The sequence below is a fragment of the Bradyrhizobium sp. 613_E4_N2_2 genome, from assembly GCF_052075995.1.
GTDB lineage: Bacteria > Pseudomonadota > Alphaproteobacteria > Rhizobiales > Xanthobacteraceae > Bradyrhizobium > Bradyrhizobium barranii.
Map to the genome: position 1 here is coordinate 2766557 of NZ_CP197234.1, position 18470 is coordinate 2785026.

Below are 18470 nucleotides of genomic sequence, written 5' to 3' on the forward strand. Positions count from 1 at the left end.
TTCGGTCGCGACGAAACACGCCTGAAACGTTGCTGAAACCGGATTGTCCTGAACGCCGCGCTCGTTCGTCCCGACCAACAGAGCGAAAAGGAGACAAGTCATGATCCAGGTCGGTTCGAAGGAAGAAGTCGCATTTCTGCTGGCGCTGTTCGGCACGCACACCCAGCCGGTCAAGCGGCCGAAGCCGAAATCGCAGCAACGCTGAAGGCTGAGCCATGCCCGGTTTGGCCGATTGCCAGAGCCTCTTGCGTCTCTTGATCGCAAGGGGCGATCCGAGGGCCATTCCGCTCGCCAAAGGCGCCATCGATCAATATTTGAACACCGCGCCAGCCAGCCTCCGGGGGCGCGGCTTGCGCGTGCTCCAGCGCGACGCGCTCGACCAGCACGGTGCCGCGGTCGGGGTGCAGCGCTCTTTCGCGGAGACGGTGGACGCCTATATCGAGCGCAAGCTTGCGGAGGAGTGACGCCTTGCGGCGGTTGGGCAGCGTGGCTGCCGGTCAGGCTGCGACGGGCGGCGTGGCTTGCGCCAACAACAGCCCGATCTTCCGGTCGAGCTGCCAGACCTCGACGTTGCCCCGGCGCGTGAACTGCTGTGCAACGCGAAGCGCGGATGCATCGGAATCAGCCTCGAACGCTTCGGCGGAGCGAAACACGCCGTTCTCGCCGACCAGATAGGCGCGGTATTGCCGGGTCATGTCGGCGGCCTCAGGCCCGGCGAATGCAGCCAGGACTCGATCTGGATGGCCGTCTCGTCCTGCCGCGCCCGGCGCAGCAGGATCTCACGGCGGCGTCCCGGCGCAAGCACCTGGGCCTCCTCGCGCAGGCGTGCGGCCTCGTCTGCGAGCCGCTCGTGGAGAGTTTTGACCTGTTTAACCCGACGCCGCTTCAGCATGACATTGCTCCCTCGTCAGAGTGGGGCGGGAGCGCAACTGGCGTTCTCATCACCGGCCGATGCCAAGTGCCGCGCGGTGATATTTCAACTCTACGCCTCGGGCCGAGGAGAGTCAGTATCATTTGTTAAGTGGTTCGAAGAATCTCTTGGGCGTCATCGCAGCTCGGTTTGAGCAGTTTATTCCTATCGCGTGCAGGTAGTTCCTAAGTTCACTATTGAACGGAAGTGGTGTCGGCGATTGAAGGTCTATCCTCCTTGTCTGCGCCCCGCGCCACGATTTTAAGCGCTTGATCTGACAAAAGCCGTTGCAGCGCCTTGGCCTCGTCCCATGGTGCCCGCAGCCAAACATCTCGTTCTTCGGCCGTCGTCAGGATCGCCGGCATTGCCTTTGGATGAATGGGCTCGACAACGGCATTCGGCGCCGTCGTGAGAAAGCCATAGACCTGATGAGGTCCAGGCACGGGCTTTGACTTCGTACCGCGATCGCCCTTGAACGTTGTCCAGATACCGGCGAACGCGAACAGCGGCCGCGTCTCGTCCATCGCAAACCACACGACGTCTTTCTTCTTTGTTTCCGGATTCGGCTCAGGCGCATACTCAGCAAAACTGTTGACGGGCACGAGACAGCGATGCTCCGGCTTGAGCCATGCGCGCCAGTGCGGCGACGAGGTGTTGCGGATGTTGGTGACGGGCGGGCCGGGCTTGCTCGGTGGTGGCGGCATGCCCCAACGCATCATCACAATCTCCCGTTCGCCCCCGCCTGCGTCGCGAATGACCGGTGCCGGGTAATCCGGAAATACGCCCGGCATTGGTGGCAAGTTACCCTCGTAGCGACGGACCACGCGGAAGAGCCCGGCGATGGCGGCCTGATTGGTGGTGATCGAATACAGATTGCACATGGAGACGATTATTCCTTACCGCTCGCCCGGCCAAAGGTAGTTTCGAGTGAGGGGGGTCGCTAGTCGTAATGATGTCTGTATTCGCATCAATGGGCAAACAGACGTCAGGTTGGCCTGTGCATTAAGGGCCAATTCTGGACATTGCTCAGGGGCCACAGTGTCTTCGTGTGGCGCCACCTGTTTCCCGGATGCGTCAGGTGACGTAGAATGCCACTGCCCCTTGAAGCGGGACGTGCCGAAATCACCGTCCGGGCAAACGAGCAGCACTTGTGCCGTCGGCAAGCACGCTCTCTTAGAAGCCGTTCTTTTTTCGGTTTCGTACCACCGTTCACCACGAACTTTGCGCGCTGCTTATGCGGCGGCTCGTTCGGTAACGTCGGGAGAAAGCGATGAGCAAGATCGATCGAAGGTCCGCACTGGGAATCGCGTTGGCTGCAGTTTCGGCTGCCATGGTCAAGCCAGCCGCCGCTCAAGCCACAAGCTACAAGGATACGACGCCTTGGCCAGGTGTCGTGGTGCGTGAATATGAAGGCGAAACACCATCATTGATCCCAGGTTTTAAGACCGTCTCAATGCGCGATATCATTATGCAGCCGGGGTCAAAGACCATGGGGCCCCCGATGATGAATGCCATGATCTGCCATATCACCGAAGGTGAGCTTCGGCTTGAGCAGGAGGGAAAGACCTTTACGGGCAAGAAGAATTTTGTCTGGACCTGCAACAAGGAAACAAAAGAACAGGCGTTCAACGATGGGAATGTGGTCGCGATTATGCGGATCACCGACTTGAAGGCTTAACGCTCGTTTCTTCGCAAGAGATCGATTGTGGGTGCGGATGGTGCATGCGACAACGCGCCATCCGCGTGCAGGACCGCCTTGGTCAATCGCATCGATCAGCGACCGTGTCGCCTATGTCCGGTCTGCCCAACACAGCGCACTTCTGTGATTGCTCGAGTGCCGACGGCCTCGTCAGTTTCGGGTACCCCGACTACAAATCTAACGCAGGACCTTGAAGCAGAGTGAACCGTGTGCCAGCGCGCGGGCCACGACCGCGCTTTGCGGCAAGGCAGAAGTGATGTAACTTCTCTTGCGAGCTGCCATGAGGACGTGCCGACAGTCCCGTATTCGCCAATTATCTCAGCGGCAGCGCTGATGCCGTCGGCGGGCAAATTCCTAGACCTGTAATCTCTGGTCTGTTCAATCGCAGTCAAAACCAAGGCGAATGACGTGCACACCGCGTGAGGTGCGCGTGAAGGAAAATGCCGTATTTCACATCAGGAGCTTACAATGGATCGGAAAACCTTTCTGGTCGGCATCATGGCCGCCGCATGCCTTGTTGCAACCTCTACACTAATATCGGGCACCGGGCACGCCCAAGCGGATCCGAGAGTAACGAAATCGATGGAAACCTTAAAAGCCATGACGGCGAAATTAGGAGCCCCCAAGCTCGAAGGAAGGGAAGCTGTTGGGGGTAAAGACGCACCAGCTCTGTATTTCGGCACGACTAAGATCAATAACAACTTTGACATCGTCGACGCGGTTGGAAGCGAAGACGGCAAAGGGATGACGGCCACGCTGTTTGCAAAAGACGGAGGCGAATACGTCCGAGTATCCACAAGTGTGCCAAAACCCGATGGAAGCGGCCGAGCAGTTGGCACCGTCCTGGCCGGGCCAGCGCTTGAATCGATCAAGGCGGGGAAGAGCTATTACGGCGAGGTGCCTATACTGGGTACGCCCTACATAACCGGATATGAACCGATCAAGGACAGTACGGGCGCCGAAATCGGCGCCTATTACGTCGGCTACAAGAAGTAGTTGAGAGCCATAAGAAATCGTCTGGCAACACTGGTCGCGCGGCCGTAGCTGTCGAGTCCGAGTTGGATCAAAACCGGCAATACTCTGGTTGAGCAGAGAATTTCTGCTCAAATCCCAAAAACCGACGTCGCCGATTTGCCGGTTGGAATGACGGCGCCGGCGCGACCCGCACCCGGAGCCGCTTTGGCGTCTTTGACACGTCGGGCAACACACTGGCATAATACTATCATTGAGACGATTTCGTTCGTACCCGCGCCGGAGATTCATCCGCCGCGGGTTTTTTTATTCTCGATCCAGGACCGGATATGATTGCAAAGGGTTTTTCAGATGACCGAATTGGTGAACAAGCGCTCTGAAGTGGCGTTGGCGAGGGAGGCGGCTCGCAGAACTTTGAAGCAGCGAACGATGACTGCGATCAAATCCTTGGCGCGGACGCACACGGTACACGCCGTGAATACTCTCGTGAAGATCATGCTCGACAAGAATGCTCCAGCGCATGCACGTGTCTCGGCCGCCAATGCCATTCTCGATCGCGGATGGGGCAAGCCGCTGCAGCCCATCGCGAATGAAGACGGTAAGCCCCTTGAGTTTATTCATCGCATCGAGCGGATAATCGCGCATCCCGGCGACGGTCAAACGTTCGACGCCCATGTTGAGGAATCCGTCCGTCATTTTTCGCAAGTTTAAGTTGGCACACATCCCAGCGTGTACTTGTCGGACACAGGAGAGCTCGTGCATGAACCCGAATCTTACTCCTGTTACTTCACACGTGATCGACAACGTGCACCCAGCGCACGACGAAGTATGCGAGAGGACGGACCTCGTCGAGCGCGAAGGCGAAATAGATCAGTTCTCAGTTGGTGCGCCTGAAGACATCGCGTTCGATCCACCCAAGATGAACGTGCGAAATGTTGAGGCAGCCCTATCGGTCATGAAAGTCGATCCGGCCAAGGTAAAATGCGTAGCGTCCCAATAAAGCCAATGGCCTGCGTGATACGTTGGGCACGTTTGGTCGCAGAGATAATCGACCGGTTTGAGCAAGTCGACCCTTCCGGGATACTTAGACTGCACACGGGCGAGCATTGCATTGATGGCTGCGCCCGCCGCTACCGCATTCACCTTTGACATGGGCGCACATGGAGGAGGTGGCACATGAGGCAGCGGCCCTTGAAGTAACCGCGGCCGATTGATCTCGCAGCCGGCAGGAACTTGGGCGCCCACAAGCATTACACGCCGAACAGGCGTTAACACGCGTAGCGTCTCAGAAAGGGCCGCTTCGAGCTTGGCGAACGATCCTGCATCGTTCGGCCACATGCCTGGTTGGTTGTAATCGATGCCCGCATCGTCATAGGTTTCCCACCGCTGGATGAATATCAGCGGGCGCGTTTGGGTCTCAAGTTGAGCGATTTGCTCATCGCGCCCCCGAAGACAATCCACGCGTCGTCGCGATCTGATGGCTGCTCCTTTGACAATCGGGCATCCGGCAGTGCCAACGTACTGAAGGTTTCCACCAAGGCTCTCGACTAACGGCAACATTGCCGCCACGTACATTTCAGCATGGGAGTCTCCAGCCAAGTCAACAATCGGTAGGCCCGGCGGCCAAACGACTTGATCAGTAGTGGGAGAACTGTCGAGCCTTCCATCCGCCAAAACCGACTCAGGCACCCGCCATGCAAAACCCTTCAGAATGAATGTTGCGTGAGTCAGAAACGCAAATGCCAGAATAGCCGCGCTGAATTTCATCAATGTCTTCAACGGCGCTCCAGATGCTGCGCCTCCAGCAACGATGAAGCGACGTTCCACGAAATAGTACATGCTGGTAGCGACGAAAAGCATCGTCACAAGCATGACTATATTGCCTCCAGCAGTGTCAGCCGCCTCACCAAAGATGAAGCGCGAGTAGAAAATGATCGGCCAGTGGCAAAGATAGAGTGAATACGAGATTGTTCCGATGGCGGTTAGCGCCTGAGAGCGTAGAGCGCGAGAAACGAAGGTTGTATCTCCGGCCCAAATCACAGCAGCAGCGCCAAGGCATGGGATCATAACGAGCAATTCTTGCCTTGACGTGTCTGGCTGCAACAAAAGGGCACTGGACAAGATCACAGCGAAGCCAGCCGCCGAAAGCAATTCACGGACCGATTGGCGGCGTGGCGTTTGACCGGCGAAAAGCACCAAGGCGCCACAACCGAACTCGAACATGCGAAACGGCATCAAGAAGAAAACGGCAGAGCGGTCGATGGGGCCAACCCATATCGTGGCCAAGAAGGATGCAAGCGACAACAGGACGATTGCCGATCTTATGCATCCAACGCGCGTCGCGGCGATCAGGAGTGCGGGCCAAATAAGATAGAACTGCTCTTCAAGCGAAAGCGACCAACAGTGAAGCAGAGCGAGTTCGTCCGACTTCGCTGCGAAGTAATGGCTTGCTTCTCTCCAATATTGGATGTTTGCGATCGACAGCAGCGCATGCGTGCACTCCTTCGCAATATCGAGAAACAGTAGAGGCGCCGTCCACAACGCGCCCGACAGGTACGTCATAAGCACCGTGAAGATCAGGGCTGGATAGATGCGCCTCGTTCGTCGCAAGTAGAACGCGCTAAAGGAAAAGCGACCGCCAGCGTCGTCCATGAGGATATTGCGAGTGATCAAGTAGCCGGAGATGACGAAAAAGACGTCGACTCCGACGAAGCCGCCCTGAAAGCCCGGTACTTTCAAGTGAAACAGCAGAACGGTCAGGACAGCAATCGCTCGAAGTTGAACGATTTCCCCGCGAAAGCTCGTCCCCTCCGAACCTATCATTTCCAATGAGGCCACCAGAAGCTGCAACGTTTCCAAATATTTCTACTGGATTGCAGTCTATTACCTGAGAGGATTTCAGGGTGTAAACCTCAATTTTGGTTTCTAATAAAGGTAGCCGTCCTACCGAACAGCGATCTAGACGAACAGTTAGGGCCAATCCCGCTATTGGCGTCTAACTCTAGGGGAAAAAAGCAAAAGACAGATGCGCGAGGGAGTGGACGGGGCGCTAGGCCCCGCCCTTTCTTAGGTTCTCGCTTCGCCACAGCGGTTGGAGGTTGCTGAAGTGGCATGGCGCGATCAATTCGCTTAGTGTTCGCGCCGACGAAAGCGGCCTGATATGATCGACTTCCCATTGCCGATACCTCTCCCAACGCATTCCCGTACGAAACTGACCAGCGATATGATCGCGCAATTCGGTATGGTCGCAGCCGACCGCATAAGCGGGGCTGACGCGGCCCCTCAGAGCCATGCCAGTCCGTCTCAGCGTATTGCGGTACATCCTGAACGACGGGTCTCTGAAGCCTCTCAGCGCCTCTCGCTGGCGTGCCTTCTCATTGGTGACGTTGTCGCGATAGCGCGTGAGAAGCTGCGCAACAGTGATTGTATTGAGAGATCGTACGTCGTTGGGGATCAAAGTCCGATCTAACTCGGCTTCGATCTGCCGTGCCCAACGTTGTGCATCAGATTTTGATTGAAACGACTTGGCTTGTTGTGTGTGTCCGTGGCGTCTGACTTGGACCTGCCACTTCCCGCTCCTGAACCGTAGGCTTGCCATTCAAAAAGCTCCTCTCGTGTGACCAGCTTGTGACCGGCCGGTCTGAGGAGCTTTTGAGGAGCTACCACCAACGCTCTAAGAGGTTGGTAGATCGAGAGAAACACTGGCGCACCCGACACGATTCGAACGTGTGACCTTTGCCTTCGGAGAGCAGCGAGCGGCGTAACGTTCGGATATTGAGCCTTGTTTCGAAAACCTGATGCCAATCAAGCCCGCGTAATCCCGCGGGCTTTGTTTGTATGGCGCCTCTGACGTTCGCGCGCTACACCGCAGCAGCCGGTCCAAACCAGGTGGTCAGCGCGTCCTCGAGTCCTCGTTGGCTTTCATCTCCGACCCACGCCACGTGCCCGTCTGGCCGAACCAGCACGGCTTCGGGCGCGGCGACCTGCCCGATGGCGGGGAACTTCCACGCGCCGTCGTGGCTGGCGTTGACGACCCTGGTGCGATCTGCCCAGGGGGCGATGTCGAACCCGCCGGACTTGCCGAAATTGATCAGCAGGGCCTGCGCTCCGTGCAGCAGCGTGAACAATCTCTGCGGATGGCCCTCGACGATCAGGTCGAGATCGGGCATCCGGCGCCCGAGCAGTTCGTGTCCTTCGCCGAGATCATAGCGGATGTCGAGTCCGCTCATCATCGCGCCAAAACGTTGGCGCGGCTCGTCCATGGCGAGCAGGTCGGACACCACGTCGCGCGCGGCCTTGAGGCCAGCCTCGCCGCGGCGGAGCATGGCGATTTGCGCCAGGGTGTTGCGCAAGACGCGCGCAGCAACGGGATGACGTTCGGCGTGGTAGGTATCGAGCAGGCCGTCGGGCGAAATGCCCCTGACCACCTGCGCTAGCTTCCAGCCGAGATTGACCGCGTCCTGCACGCCGGTGTTGAGGCCTTGCCCGCCGACGGAGTGATGGATATGCGCGGCATCGCCGGCGAGCAGCACGCGCTCCCGGCGATAGGACACGGCCTGCCGCGCCGCATCGGTGAAGCGGGAGATCCAGGCGGGATTTTGGACCCCGAAGTCGGTGCCGTACACGGCGACGAGCGCATCGCTGAGATCGCGCAGGCCGGGTTCGCCGGTGCGGTCGAGCTTCGCTTCCGTCACGACGACCAGCACGCGACCGCTCTCCGCCTTGCTGAGGCCATGAAAGCCGATGGCGTCGTGGCGGAGGCCCCATGCCGGCTCGTCGCGCATCTCGACTTCGGCCATGAGATTGCTGAGCGTCGGATCGGAGCCGGCGAAATCGATGCCGGTCTTCTTGCGCACCAGGCTGCGACCGCCGTCGCAGCCGACGAGATAGCTTGCGCGCAATATCTTGCCGCCGGAGAGCGCAACGTCGATGCCGGTCGCGTCCTGAACGAGGCCCGTCACCTCGGAGTTTCGATAGATCGGCACCGCGAGCTCCTCGACCCAGTCGGCCAGGATGCGCTCGATGTGGCTCTGCCGCAGCGCGAGGCCATAAGCGTGCCGGGTGGGGAGATCGCCGATGTCGAGCCTGGTCCAGGCGAAGCCTGCGAGCTGGGTGACTTGCCCCTCGCGCAGGAAGCGCTCCGCGACGCCGCGCTGATCGAGGATCTCGATGGTCCGCGCGTGCAATCCGCCGGCCCGCGTACCGACGAGCTCCTGATCCGGGCGCCGCTCGACCACGGCGACGTCGACATCCGCGAGCGCCAGCTCGGCGGCCAGCATCAAACCGGTCGGGCCGCCGCCGGCGATCAGCACGGCATGATGACTCGCGCGGCCGGCCCCGGCCCGCTCGGAACGGTCGCGCGGCCGGGACGACGGAAGCAATACAGGCATGTGGACCCCTCGCGTTGCTGCTTTGGATGCTCATTGGGTCGGGGGTTCTACGGCAGGGCGGGGGACTTGAAGCAAGCCCCTTGCGCACCACATATCAAAGTGGGAGGACGGGCTCCTTCTTTCGCGTTCGCCGCGTTGACACGTCGGGCAAAACACCGGCAGAATGGCATCATCGACATGAGTTTGGTTCGACCCGCGCGGGAACCCCCGCCGCGGGTTTTCTTTTGGGCTCCGGCGTTCAGCAAACGCCGGTGGTTCGCCGCATGGTGTCGGCGAGCTCCTCGAACGAAAACGGCTTCCTGATCATCGGCAGGCCCCCGCGCCGCGGTTCGCGCCCCGATAATTGCAGGATCTTCAATTCCGGGCGTAGCCGATTCGCCAGTTCGGCCAGTTCGTGACCATCCATGCCCGGCATATTGATGTCCGTGATGAGGATGGAGATGTTCTCGTTCTGCCTGAGCCGATCAAGCGCATCCAGGCCGCTTTGGGCGCTTGTCACCTCGCAGCCGAGATCTTCCAGCATGCCCACGATGACGTCGAGGACGCCGAGATCGTCGTCAACAACCAGTACAGTGTGGCTCATCGCGCGCACGTTCCTTTGACTGAAGGAATCAACGCGCCGCTCTTCGGGTAAGTTCCGGCACGGTGCGGTCGAACGAGGAATGTTTGACACGTCGGGCAAAACACTGGCAGAATGGCATCATCGAAAGACGTTTGGTTCGGCCCGCGCGAATCCGCAGCGGGCTTTTTTGTTTCTGCTTCGTGCGACGACGATCTCACTCAACACAAGGTTTGACACGTCGGGCAAAACACCGGCAGAATGACATCATCGAGACGAGTTTGGTTCACCCGCGCCGGAAGCATCCGCCGCGGGTTTTTTCGTCTCGATTTCGAGATCGGACGGTGGCCGCGCATCCGGCCACGCACTCGCTAGACCACGTTCAAGGGGCGCCGATCGGCGCGCCGCCGTCCGTACCATTGCTGGCCGCGCACGCGCGAACGTGCTGGCCCGCGGCGCTGGGCTTGTTGCTCGCGCCGCTGCGGTCTCCAGAGACACTGAGATAGGGTTCGCGCCCGAAACGATCGCGGCTTCGTCACGCGATCTGCCGCGCATTTTCTCTTTTCGTGGAGAGACGATGGCCGCCTATCTGATATCGCTCGCAACAACAATAGAGATGCCGCATTCTATTTGGCTGGCTTCTTCAACGATCCTTACAATGTTCCTATCGGCTCCTGCATCGACTTCTTTGGCGCAACAGCCCCAAACAGTTCATTTGCACTCGCTTACGGCCAAGCAATCTCTCGAACGGCCTATTCGACACTATTCTCGATGTTCGGCACGACATACGGCACCGGTGACGGTTCCACTACCTTTAACGTTCCTGATCTTCGCGGGCGGATCGTTGCCGGCAAGGATGATATGGGTGGTTCTGCGGCTAGCCGCCTGACGTCGTCTTATTTTGGCGATACGGCAACCAATCTTGGTGCGACGGGCGGCTCGGAAAGTCATACGCTAACGACAGCGCAACTGGCCTCACATACGCACCCGAACACGTTGACTGATCCAGGACACGTGCACTCGTATCAGCGAGCGGAGTACGGTGAGCAGAAGCCGGCGTCGGGCGGCAATACGCCCTTTGCCACGTATTCCTCGCAAAATACAGGATCGGCTACCACCGGGGTCACGATCAACAATGTCGCAACGGGCAGCGGCAATGCTCATAACAATACACAACCGACGATCATCGCCAATAAGTTGTTGCGGATTATTTAGCGATCCTTATGCCATCGCATCATGTCGTGATCTTGCGGGATGATCGATCCGATAGCTTCCTTTGGAAAAAAGATAAAATCTCGATGTCCACTCAATCCAAATTTAGGATGAGGAATTGTCGAGATATCTTTTATCTGCGCGTAAGTCTTTCCAAGAAACATGATGCCCGAATAGCCGAGACTACTGAAGAACTCCAGCAACGGAGTAATTTCTCCGGGCGTACTTTCGAACTGGATAACCGGAGAAAATTTACGGATCAGATGTTCTCCGCCGCGGAAAACCTTTAGTTCATGCCCTTCTACGTCGCACTTGATGAACTTCAAATTCGAGATTGGTCCAATATCATCTAGCTTCGCGAGCTTAACGGGTATTGACCCGCCGATGTTTCTGGAGAGCGATGCACTCCCATCCCCGGGGCGTTTTCTGGACAGTTGAGAGACGCCGCCGGCGTCAGACAAAGCAAGATTGACAATCTCGACATTTGGTCCGAGGCCGCGCTGACGAATATACTCCGCCATCTCCGGCTGAGGTTCGATTGCGAGCACGCGACCGCGGGGGCCAACAGCTTTGGCTAGCCAATACGAGTAAATCCCTTTGTTCGCCCCAATGTCTAGAACTGTGGCGCCGGTCAGCCGCAAGCGCAGAAGAGCCTTGAGCTGCAAACTCTCGGTTCTCAGCCTGTAGCGCAAGCATCGAACAAAAAAATGGACATCCTCGAGCATGACTTGAGGCTACTACTACACCCCCCAACCGAGTCAACCCATGGTAGACCTGAACGCCCTGTCTGCGGCGAATGCGAAGCGCTGGGCGCATGCCAAGCCGACCCGGAAAGCCGAATCCGGCAATGTTGCCTTGCGTCTCTACAAGGCCACGCAGCGCTATCGGGCTGTCGCACGGGAAACCGGTGTCCCCTGGCCAGTCATTGCGGTCATTCACGAGCGGGAATCCTCCCAGGACTGGCGAGCTTCCCTGGCTCAGGGCGATCCCTGGAACCGCGTGTCGGTTCACGTGCCGGCGGGGCGAGGCCCATTCGAATCGTGGGAGGACGCGGCCATCGACGCGCTGGTCAAGTGCCCGCCCTTCCTCGCGCGTCACAAGGATTGGTCGATTGCGGCCGCGCTGACGGCGCTCGAGACCTACAACGGCATCGGTCAAGCTGATGGGTTACTGCGTCGCTCTCTATTTCGCGAAACTCCTGATCTTCGACAAGGTTCTCGGCCTCGGAACGACGGATCCTCTGGCGGGATTTGTAGCGATCACGGCCAATCTGGTCGTCTCCTTCTACTTCGCCAAGCGTGGTTTCGAGAACGTTGCAAGGATCATCAAGCGGTGAAGATGCTAGATGACGAAATCAGGGCGATCGTAGCCGAGACACTGGCCGAGCAACACAGGCTGCAACAGGAGAGCATCGATGCGATCGTATTGAAGGCCGTCGCATCGGTGCTGGCTTCCTTCGGAATCGAAGATGACGACCGGAAGGAGCTAAGGGCTGATTTGCAGCACCTGCGGAGGTGGCGAAAGAGCGTGGAGCAGGCGCAGAGCTACACCTTCAAGGCCGTTATCACGGTGTTCGCGACCGGACTGATGGGCGCCGTTTGGCTAGGCGTCAAGGTCGTGCTGAGCAAGTGAGCCGCTACGGCGGCAACATCGCTGCACCTTAACTCACGCAGTTTTCCGCAAACGGGCCGTCTCATGTACAAAATTCGTATCGTCGAAGCGTCCGATGACGACATCCTTGACACGTTGGCCGATCTGCATCGGTCGACGTTCTTCGATGCGGCGGCCATGCCGCAATTCGAGTTGGGAGCGTGGTGGCTTGCCTATCATGGCGGTGAGGCGGTCGCATTTGCCGGCGTCATACCGTCGACGCACGTTCGAAACGGTGGCTACTTCTCCAGGGTCGGCGTGTTGCAGCGGCATTGGGGGCGGGGACTCCAGCGCAGGTTGATGCGTGTGATCGAGGCGAGGGGGCGGCGTGTCGGATGGGATGCCATTGTCTCTGATACGACTGACAATCCGGTCTCTGCGAATAACTTCATCCAGACGGGCTATCGGCTCTTCGAGCCAGAGGTGCCCTGGGCCTGGGCGCACACGCTCTATTGGCGGAAGTGGCTTCGCTGAGCGGGGTTTCCCGTGATGCGGAACGTGCTTTTCTCGGCGTAGGATGGCCAATGCGAGACATGGCGTGGCCTCGTACGCCCAAAATGTTCGGGGGCCCGGCAGCTTGATGGCTGCCGGGCCCTTTTGCGTATTGAAGCGATGCGGGTGAAGCACTTGCGAAGTTGGTGGTGGCGGGCTTTAAGTTTGCTCTTGCAGGAAATTCGGCAACCATAAGCCGATGTAAGGGAGCGCCGTCGATGCCCACCAAGCCTCAATTACCGGAACGTTCGTCGCGGGCGACGGGCGCACCTACCGCGCTCGACGGTCTCTTGGTCGTCGATTTTACGCGCGTCGTGGCGGGGCCGGCCTGCACGCAGACGCTTGCCGATTTCGGTGCACGCGTCATCAAGATCGAGAATCCGGATGGCGGCGACGATACGCGCGCCTACGAGCACGCCGAAATCGGCGGCGAAAGCGCCGCTTATCTGAGCCTGAACCGCAACAAGCGCGGTATCGCGCTCGACCTGACCGTGCCGCAGGCTCGCGAGATCGCGCTGGACCTGATCCGGAAGGCGGATGTGGTCGTGGAGAATTTTTCAAGTGGAGTCATGAAGAAATTCGGCCTCGACTATGAGGCGGTCGCGCCGCTCAACCCGCGGCTGGTCTATTGCTCGATCTCGGCTTACGGACGCTCAGGACCATTTGCCGCGCGGCCCGGCTTCGATCCCATCACGCAGGCGGAAAGCGGCTTCATGTCGCTCAATGGGTTCGCCGATGGGCCTGCGGTTCGTACCGGCCCGCCGATCGTGGACATGGCGACGGGGATGTCCGCCTGCAACGCCATCTTGCTGGCGCTTTTGGCGCGCGATCGGCTCGGCCGTGGGCAGCATGTCGAGGTCGCCCTGTTCGACGTCGCCATGGGCATGACCGGCTTCTACGGCATGGCCTATCTGATCAACGGCGAAAACCCTGGCCGGTTCGGCAATTCGCCGAACGGGTCCCCCACTGTCGGTGTCTATGAAGCTTCCGATGGGCCGCTTTACATGGCCTGCGCCAACGACCGGCTCTATCGCCGGCTGGTGGTCGAGGTGCTGAACCGGCCCGATCTGATCACAGATCCGCAGTTCGCGTCGCGCAAAGCGCGCTCTGAGAACAAGGAGCTCCTGCGGGCAGCCATTGCAGAGGTCTTCGCGAGCGATACCCTCGAGAACTGGATGGCAAAGATGAAGCTGGCCAATATCCCGGTCGGCTATCTCCGAACGGTCGAGGAGGGGTTCAACGCGCCCGAGGCCCGCCTGCGCCATCGCCTGAACAGGATTCCGCACCGTACCGCAGAGTGGGTCCCCAATATCGAACCTCCGATCAATATGAGCCTGACGGGAGCGATTGATCCCGTCGCTGCGCCCTTGTTAGGCGAGCATACCGAAGACGTCCTGCGTGATACGCTCGGTTACGACGAGCGCCGGATTTCGGAGTTCACTCAGAAGGGCGTCTTTGGAGGCAAGCCATCGACCTCAGGCTAAGCCTGAGCGATCAGCTCCGTGGAGCCAGGCATCGCAAAGCTTGCGGAATGCTGCTTTGAGAAGACGGTTTGCGCGACATCGCATTCCTGCGGACAGCCGAGGGCCAAGGCGCCCACGCAACGTTAACCCTGCCCAGCTTGATTTGGCGAAGTTCCCGCCGCATAACTATGTGAAAGCGAGGGACTCGAATGGCGCCTGGTCAAGAGCCGAGCATGGGCCAGCCGACGGGGCAGGAAGCCGGCGAACGCGCCTATACGGCAATGATCGCGAAGACCCGGGCGCTCGTGCCGCGGCTGCGAGAGCGGGCTGCCCGCACGGAGGAACTGCGGCATCTTCCGACGGAAACCGAGAAGGATCTCCACGACGCCGGCCTGTTCCGCATGCTGCAGCCGAAGCGCATCGGCGGTGCCGAGCTTGACTATGTCGCTCTTGTCGACTGCGCTGAACTGCTGGGAATGGCGGATGCGTCAGTGGCGTGGAATCTCGCTAACCTGGCGAGCCACCATTGGATGCTCGGCATGTTCGCGCAAAAGGCGCAGGATCTGGTCTGGGACCGCGATCCGGACGCGCTGATTGCGTCATCGTTCATTTTTCCTGCCGGACGCGCCACGAGGGTCGAGGGCGGCTACCGGTTGCACGGCAGCTGGCCGTTTTCCTCCGGCGTTGCCTCCTGCGAATGGAACATGCTTGCAAGCGTCGTTTACTCCGACGACGAGGCGGACGGCATCGAGTATCGAATCTTTCTGCTGCCGAAGGGCGATTACGAGGTGTTGGACACCTGGAATGTCGCGGGCTTGCGCGGGACGGGGTCTTGCGACGTCGAAGTCAGGGACGCTTTCGTGGCCGACTATATGACGGTCGCGGTCGGCGATCTTGCCGGCGGCCCGACGCCGGGAAGCAAGATCAATCCCAATCCGCTGTACGCGCTACCTGTGTTCTCGCTGTTTCCTTACGTCCTCTCCGGCGTCGCGTTGGGGAACGCTCAAGTATGCCTCGACGATTATGCGGAGGTCGCGCGTCATCGCGTCTCGACCTACAACCGTGCCAAGCTGAGCGACTTTCAAAGCACGCAGATCAAGATCGCGGAGGCTTCGGCCAAGATCGACGCTGCGCGCCTGATCATGCGTTCGGCCTGCGTCAATGCAATGGAAGATGCAAGGCGCGGCCGTATTCCCGATATGGCGACCAAGACCAGATATCGTCGCGATGGCGCATTTTCCGTGAATCTGTGCACCGACGCGGTCTCGATGCTGTTTGCGGCGAGCGGAGCGCGCGGTCTGTTCACGACAGGCGTGTTGCAGCGGCAGTTCCGCGATGCGCACGCGATAAACTCGCATCTTGCGTTCAACTTCGATGCGGCCGGAACCAATTACGGACGGGTGGCTCTGGGCCTGCCGTCCGAGAATCTCACGCTGTGAGGCCGGCCGATGAATGATCTGCCGAAGCAGCCGGCCATTTCCGATCCAGCCAACGAACTCGCCAGTGACAGCTCGCCGATCGATCCTCGTGATTTTCGCAACGCGCTGGGCACATACGGAACGGGCGTAACGATCATCACGGCCATGGCCGCTGATGGAAAGCCCTATGGCATCACCTGCAATTCGTTCGCGTCAGTCTCGCTGAATCCCCCTCTGGTCCTCTGGAGCCTCGGATTCTATTCCTCAAGCCTCCCCGTGTTTCAGAACGCCAGCCATTTCGCCGTTCACATACTCGGCAGGTCGCAGCAAACGCTTGCGAACAAATTTGCAAAATCGTCCGAGGACAAGTTCGCCGGGGTCGACTGGACCCCGGGCCTCGGGAACGCGCCGGTGCTTGCCGAGAGTGTCGCCAACTTTCAATGCCGATCGGTCAATCGCTATTATGGGGGTGACCACGTGATCTTTCTCGGCGCGGTCGAGGCCTATGCCTACAGTGCCAAGGAGCCCCTGCTGTTTGCGCGCGGGGGGTATGGCCGGTTCCTGGCGGATGATGAACGGAAGAAGTCGCCATAAGGCGATTCAAGGACGCTCGTCGGCTCAGCGGTCTGTGGCCGAGAGCTTGTAGATTTCCAAAGCGTCCGCGTCGGCGCCGCGTGCAGCCTTGGCCAGCCTGAATATCTGTCCCGCGAGGGTCGCCATCGGCACCGGCGTTGACGTCGCCTGGGCGACATCGGCGACCGTGTCGAGATCCTTGAGCATTGTCGCAATATGGCCAAGCGGCGGCGAGTGGATGCCCCGGACCATGCGCGGCACGAAGAGCTGAAGCGGGATGGAATCCGCAAAGCCGCCGGCGAGCGCCTCGGGCAGCCGGCCTGCGTCAATCCCTGCATTCGAGGCAAGGCGCGTTGCTTCCGCCAGAACGGCCATCGCGCATCCGACGATCACCTGGTTGCAGAGTTTTGTGGTTTGGCCAGCCCCGATCGGGCCCATGTGGGTGAACCTGCGTGCCATGTGCAGCACATAGGGCCGTGCCCGCTCGATGTCAGCAGCTTCTCCGCCGGCCATGATGGCGAGCGTGCCTTCCTCTGCGCCCTTGGTGCCGCCGGACACCGGCGCATCTATCCAGCCCGCGCCATTCGCGTCTTTCAGCCGCGCTGCGAGATCGCGCGCGGCGTCGGGATGGATCGACGAGAAGTCGACGACGAGCTTGCCTGCGCCGGAAGCCGCTGCAAGACCGTCGGGCCCGAAAATCACCTCTTCGACGGCGGCGGCATCGGTCACGCACATGAAGACGATATCCGCGTTCGCCAACATGTCGCGGGGCGTGGTTGCGCGCCTGGCGCCGGCCGCGACGAGCGGAGCGACCTTGCCCTCCGAACGATTCCAGACAGCGACCTGATGGCCGGCCTTGAGCAGGCGCCGGGTCATCGGCGTTCCCATCAGCCCAAGGCCGAGATAGCCGAGCCTCTCGACGCCCTGCGGGTTTGTCTTGCTCGCATCAGCCATAGGTTGCCTCCTTCTGTCGCAGCGCAAACGCCGCCTTACCATACATTGCAGGTCGGACAGCGAAACGGTCCGGCTCGCATGGCTTGCCTGATTGTTTGAACCATGAAACATTTGAGGCCGTCGGGTTGGGCGGCGCCGGTCGGCGCCGGAGCAGCGGAGTGGGCACGATGCGAACCGTTTCGAAGTGGATCCTGGCTTTGGGAGCGGCCGCGGCTGCGAGCGCGGGGGCAGCCCCGTCATGGGCACAGCAGACCATTCGCGTCGGCTGGACCATCCCGGCCGAGGAATCCAAGTACTGGATGATGCGCAGGCCAGCTGAGTTTCCCAATATCGGCAAGGCCTACAACATCGAATGGACCCAATTTCAGGGCACCGCGCCGATGACGCAGGCATTGGCGGCCGGCGCGCTGGATTGCGCGACGCAAGCGCCGCTCTCGCTGGCCAACGGTGTGGTCGGCGGCAATCTCAAGGCCTACATCGTGGCGCAGCACGTCTTCGAGAAGCCCGGCGGTTTCTCGGTCTATTGGGCGGTGATGGATGACTCGCCGATCAAGACGATCGCCGATCTCAAGGGCAAGACGGTCGGCATTTCCGTGATCGGCGGTGGCACGCAAGGCCCCTTCAACCTGTTGCTCAAGCAGAATGGCGTCGATCCGGCCAAGGACATCAAGCTGGTCGAGGTCGGCTTTGCCGTCTCCGAAGATGCGCTGCGCCAGGGCCGCGTCGACGCGGTCAACATGAACCAGCCGTTTGCCGCACGTGCGGAGGCGAAGGGGGGCACAAGAAAGCTGTTCTCATTGTCGCAGGCGATGCCGAACATCGTGCACATCCTGGAAGCCTGCCGCGCCGATTTCGTCGACAAGAACCCCGACTTGGTGAAGGCCTACGTGCGTGACATTACCTCAGGTATGAAGAAAGCGCTGGCCAACCGCGAAGAGACGCTAAAGGTCGTCAATGAGGTTCTCAAGGCGCCTATTCCGGTGCTCGAGACGTATCTGCTCAAGGACAACGATTTCGGCCGCGATCCGGGTGCGGCGCCGAACTTCCCCGCGATCCAGAAGATGCTGGACATCTACGCGGAGACCGGAATGCTGCCGAAGCTGGATGCCATGCAGTTCAAGCACGCGACGATCGTCGCGCCGCTGGAATAGGCGACGGGCGAATTGTCCGAACGAGGG

At 59.8% G+C, this 18470-nt stretch carries 19 protein-coding genes; 11 read left to right on the top strand and 8 right to left on the bottom strand.

Annotated features, from left to right (window positions below; translation table 11 throughout):
- The first annotated feature begins 215 nt into the window (after positions 1 to 215).
- Positions 216 to 464 (top strand): hypothetical protein, encoded by a 249-nt coding sequence (locus tag AB7290_RS13080; protein ID WP_014493719.1) that lies wholly within the window; start codon positions 216 to 218, stop codon positions 462 to 464.
- 33 nt (positions 465 to 497) lie between these two features.
- On the opposite strand, the gene AB7290_RS13085 is transcribed toward AB7290_RS13080, so the two are convergent.
- From AB7290_RS13085 to AB7290_RS13095, 3 genes are all read right to left on the bottom strand, one after another.
- Positions 498 to 695: a hypothetical protein gene (locus AB7290_RS13085; protein WP_085405748.1), complete on the bottom strand. Its 198-nt coding sequence runs from the start codon at positions 693 to 695 to the stop codon at positions 498 to 500.
- Positions 692 to 892 carry a hypothetical protein gene (locus AB7290_RS13090; RefSeq protein WP_085405749.1) on the bottom strand — a complete coding sequence of 67 codons (201 nt, stop codon included), beginning with the start codon at positions 890 to 892 and terminating at the stop codon, positions 692 to 694. The genes AB7290_RS13085 and AB7290_RS13090 overlap by 4 nt, the downstream gene beginning before the upstream one ends.
- 212 nt (positions 893 to 1104) lie before the next feature.
- A complete protein-coding gene (locus tag AB7290_RS13095) occupies positions 1105 to 1791 on the bottom strand; it encodes an SOS response-associated peptidase (protein WP_085405750.1) in 687 nt (228 codons plus the stop codon).
- A 389-nt stretch (positions 1792 to 2180) separates the two neighbouring features.
- On the opposite strand from AB7290_RS13095, the gene AB7290_RS13100 reads away from it, so the two are divergent.
- The 3 genes from AB7290_RS13100 to AB7290_RS13110 all read left to right on the top strand — a co-directional run bounded on the left by AB7290_RS13100 (position 2181) and on the right by AB7290_RS13110 (position 4292).
- Positions 2181 to 2588 (top strand): hypothetical protein, encoded by a 408-nt coding sequence (locus AB7290_RS13100; RefSeq protein WP_085405751.1) that lies wholly within the window; start codon positions 2181 to 2183, stop codon positions 2586 to 2588.
- 489 nt (positions 2589 to 3077) lie between these two features.
- Complete coding sequence (locus tag AB7290_RS13105) at positions 3078 to 3605, top strand: Cache 3/Cache 2 fusion domain-containing protein (protein ID WP_085405752.1); 528 nt, start codon at positions 3078 to 3080, stop codon at positions 3603 to 3605.
- Positions 3606 to 3932: 327 nt separating this feature from the next.
- Positions 3933 to 4292: a hypothetical protein gene (locus AB7290_RS13110; RefSeq protein WP_094184592.1), complete on the top strand. Its 360-nt coding sequence runs from the start codon at positions 3933 to 3935 to the stop codon at positions 4290 to 4292.
- A 159-nt stretch (positions 4293 to 4451) separates the two neighbouring features.
- Here AB7290_RS13110 and AB7290_RS13115 read toward each other — a convergent pair whose 3' ends face one another.
- The 3 genes from AB7290_RS13115 to AB7290_RS13125 form a co-directional block, all read right to left on the bottom strand.
- A complete protein-coding gene (locus AB7290_RS13115) occupies positions 4452 to 6440 on the bottom strand; it encodes an acyltransferase family protein (RefSeq protein ID WP_441253470.1) in 1989 nt (662 codons plus the stop codon).
- A 1001-nt stretch (positions 6441 to 7441) separates the two neighbouring features.
- Positions 7442 to 8971 carry an FAD-dependent monooxygenase gene (locus AB7290_RS13120; RefSeq protein WP_441253471.1) on the bottom strand — a complete coding sequence of 510 codons (1530 nt, stop codon included), beginning with the start codon at positions 8969 to 8971 and terminating at the stop codon, positions 7442 to 7444.
- A gap of 238 nt (positions 8972 to 9209) precedes the next feature.
- Positions 9210 to 9554: a response regulator gene (locus tag AB7290_RS13125; protein WP_085405756.1), complete on the bottom strand. Its 345-nt coding sequence runs from the start codon at positions 9552 to 9554 to the stop codon at positions 9210 to 9212.
- Between the two features lie 606 nt (positions 9555 to 10160).
- Here AB7290_RS13125 and AB7290_RS13130 point away from each other — a divergent pair.
- On the top strand, positions 10161 to 10745 hold the full coding sequence (locus AB7290_RS13130) for a phage tail protein (protein ID WP_245344289.1): 585 nt from the start codon (positions 10161 to 10163) through the stop codon (positions 10743 to 10745).
- Here the strand turns inward: AB7290_RS13130 and AB7290_RS13135 are convergent.
- Positions 10742 to 11467, bottom strand: coding sequence for an FkbM family methyltransferase (locus AB7290_RS13135; protein ID WP_245344290.1), 726 nt, complete (start codon positions 11465 to 11467; stop codon positions 10742 to 10744). The genes AB7290_RS13130 and AB7290_RS13135 overlap by 4 nt on opposite strands.
- 607 nt (positions 11468 to 12074) lie before the next feature.
- Here AB7290_RS13135 and AB7290_RS13140 point away from each other — a divergent pair.
- The 5 genes from AB7290_RS13140 (at position 12075) to AB7290_RS13160 (ending at position 16359) form a co-directional block, all read left to right on the top strand.
- Positions 12075 to 12374, top strand: coding sequence for a hypothetical protein (locus AB7290_RS13140; RefSeq protein ID WP_085405923.1), 300 nt, complete (start codon positions 12075 to 12077; stop codon positions 12372 to 12374).
- A 63-nt stretch (positions 12375 to 12437) separates the two neighbouring features.
- The gene (locus AB7290_RS13145) at positions 12438 to 12866 is read left to right on the top strand and encodes a GNAT family N-acetyltransferase (RefSeq protein ID WP_085405758.1); all 429 of its coding nucleotides are present in this window, start codon (positions 12438 to 12440) and stop codon (positions 12864 to 12866) included.
- Positions 12867 to 13102: 236 nt separating this feature from the next.
- Positions 13103 to 14368: a CaiB/BaiF CoA transferase family protein gene (locus tag AB7290_RS13150; RefSeq protein WP_085405759.1), complete on the top strand. Its 1266-nt coding sequence runs from the start codon at positions 13103 to 13105 to the stop codon at positions 14366 to 14368.
- Between the two features lie 188 nt (positions 14369 to 14556).
- Positions 14557 to 15786, top strand: coding sequence for an acyl-CoA dehydrogenase family protein (locus AB7290_RS13155; RefSeq protein ID WP_085405760.1), 1230 nt, complete (start codon positions 14557 to 14559; stop codon positions 15784 to 15786).
- A gap of 9 nt (positions 15787 to 15795) precedes the next feature.
- Positions 15796 to 16359 (top strand): flavin reductase family protein, encoded by a 564-nt coding sequence (locus AB7290_RS13160; RefSeq protein WP_085405761.1) that lies wholly within the window; start codon positions 15796 to 15798, stop codon positions 16357 to 16359.
- 24 nt (positions 16360 to 16383) lie between these two features.
- Here AB7290_RS13160 and AB7290_RS13165 read toward each other — a convergent pair whose 3' ends face one another.
- Entirely contained in the window at positions 16384 to 17292 is a 909-nt protein-coding gene (locus AB7290_RS13165) for an NAD(P)-dependent oxidoreductase (protein WP_085405762.1), read from the bottom strand.
- Between the two features lie 167 nt (positions 17293 to 17459).
- Between AB7290_RS13165 and AB7290_RS13170 the strand changes: the two genes are divergently transcribed.
- The gene (locus tag AB7290_RS13170; RefSeq protein ID WP_085405924.1) at positions 17460 to 18443 is read left to right on the top strand and encodes an ABC transporter substrate-binding protein; all 984 of its coding nucleotides are present in this window, start codon (positions 17460 to 17462) and stop codon (positions 18441 to 18443) included.
- The last annotated feature ends 27 nt before the right edge of the window (positions 18444 to 18470 follow it).

What these genes read in the sequence shown, in the direction of transcription:
- AB7290_RS13090 (WP_085405749.1), bottom strand. Translation starts at nt 892, where the DNA reads ATGCTGAAGCGGCGTCGGGTTAAACAGGTCAAAACTCTCCACGAGCGG.
- AB7290_RS13080 (WP_014493719.1), top strand. Translation starts at nt 216, where the DNA reads ATGCCCGGTTTGGCCGATTGCCAGAGCCTCTTGCGTCTCTTGATCGCA.
- AB7290_RS13150 (WP_085405759.1), top strand. Translation starts at nt 13,103, where the DNA reads ATGCCCACCAAGCCTCAATTACCGGAACGTTCGTCGCGGGCGACGGGC.
- AB7290_RS13095 (WP_085405750.1), bottom strand. Translation starts at nt 1,791, where the DNA reads ATGTGCAATCTGTATTCGATCACCACCAATCAGGCCGCCATCGCCGGG.
- AB7290_RS13145 (WP_085405758.1), top strand. Translation starts at nt 12,438, where the DNA reads ATGTACAAAATTCGTATCGTCGAAGCGTCCGATGACGACATCCTTGAC.
- AB7290_RS13165 (WP_085405762.1), bottom strand. Translation starts at nt 17,292, where the DNA reads ATGGCTGATGCGAGCAAGACAAACCCGCAGGGCGTCGAGAGGCTCGGC.
- AB7290_RS13120 (WP_441253471.1), bottom strand. Translation starts at nt 8,971, where the DNA reads ATGCCTGTATTGCTTCCGTCGTCCCGGCCGCGCGACCGTTCCGAGCGG.
- AB7290_RS13085 (WP_085405748.1), bottom strand. Translation starts at nt 695, where the DNA reads ATGACCCGGCAATACCGCGCCTATCTGGTCGGCGAGAACGGCGTGTTT.
- AB7290_RS13110 (WP_094184592.1), top strand. Translation starts at nt 3,933, where the DNA reads ATGACCGAATTGGTGAACAAGCGCTCTGAAGTGGCGTTGGCGAGGGAG.
- AB7290_RS13170 (WP_085405924.1), top strand. Translation starts at nt 17,460, where the DNA reads ATGCGAACCGTTTCGAAGTGGATCCTGGCTTTGGGAGCGGCCGCGGCT.
- AB7290_RS13160 (WP_085405761.1), top strand. Translation starts at nt 15,796, where the DNA reads ATGAATGATCTGCCGAAGCAGCCGGCCATTTCCGATCCAGCCAACGAA.
- AB7290_RS13100 (WP_085405751.1), top strand. Translation starts at nt 2,181, where the DNA reads ATGAGCAAGATCGATCGAAGGTCCGCACTGGGAATCGCGTTGGCTGCA.
- AB7290_RS13155 (WP_085405760.1), top strand. Translation starts at nt 14,557, where the DNA reads ATGGCGCCTGGTCAAGAGCCGAGCATGGGCCAGCCGACGGGGCAGGAA.
- AB7290_RS13135 (WP_245344290.1), bottom strand. Translation starts at nt 11,467, where the DNA reads ATGCTCGAGGATGTCCATTTTTTTGTTCGATGCTTGCGCTACAGGCTG.
- AB7290_RS13105 (WP_085405752.1), top strand. Translation starts at nt 3,078, where the DNA reads ATGGATCGGAAAACCTTTCTGGTCGGCATCATGGCCGCCGCATGCCTT.
- AB7290_RS13125 (WP_085405756.1), bottom strand. Translation starts at nt 9,554, where the DNA reads ATGAGCCACACTGTACTGGTTGTTGACGACGATCTCGGCGTCCTCGAC.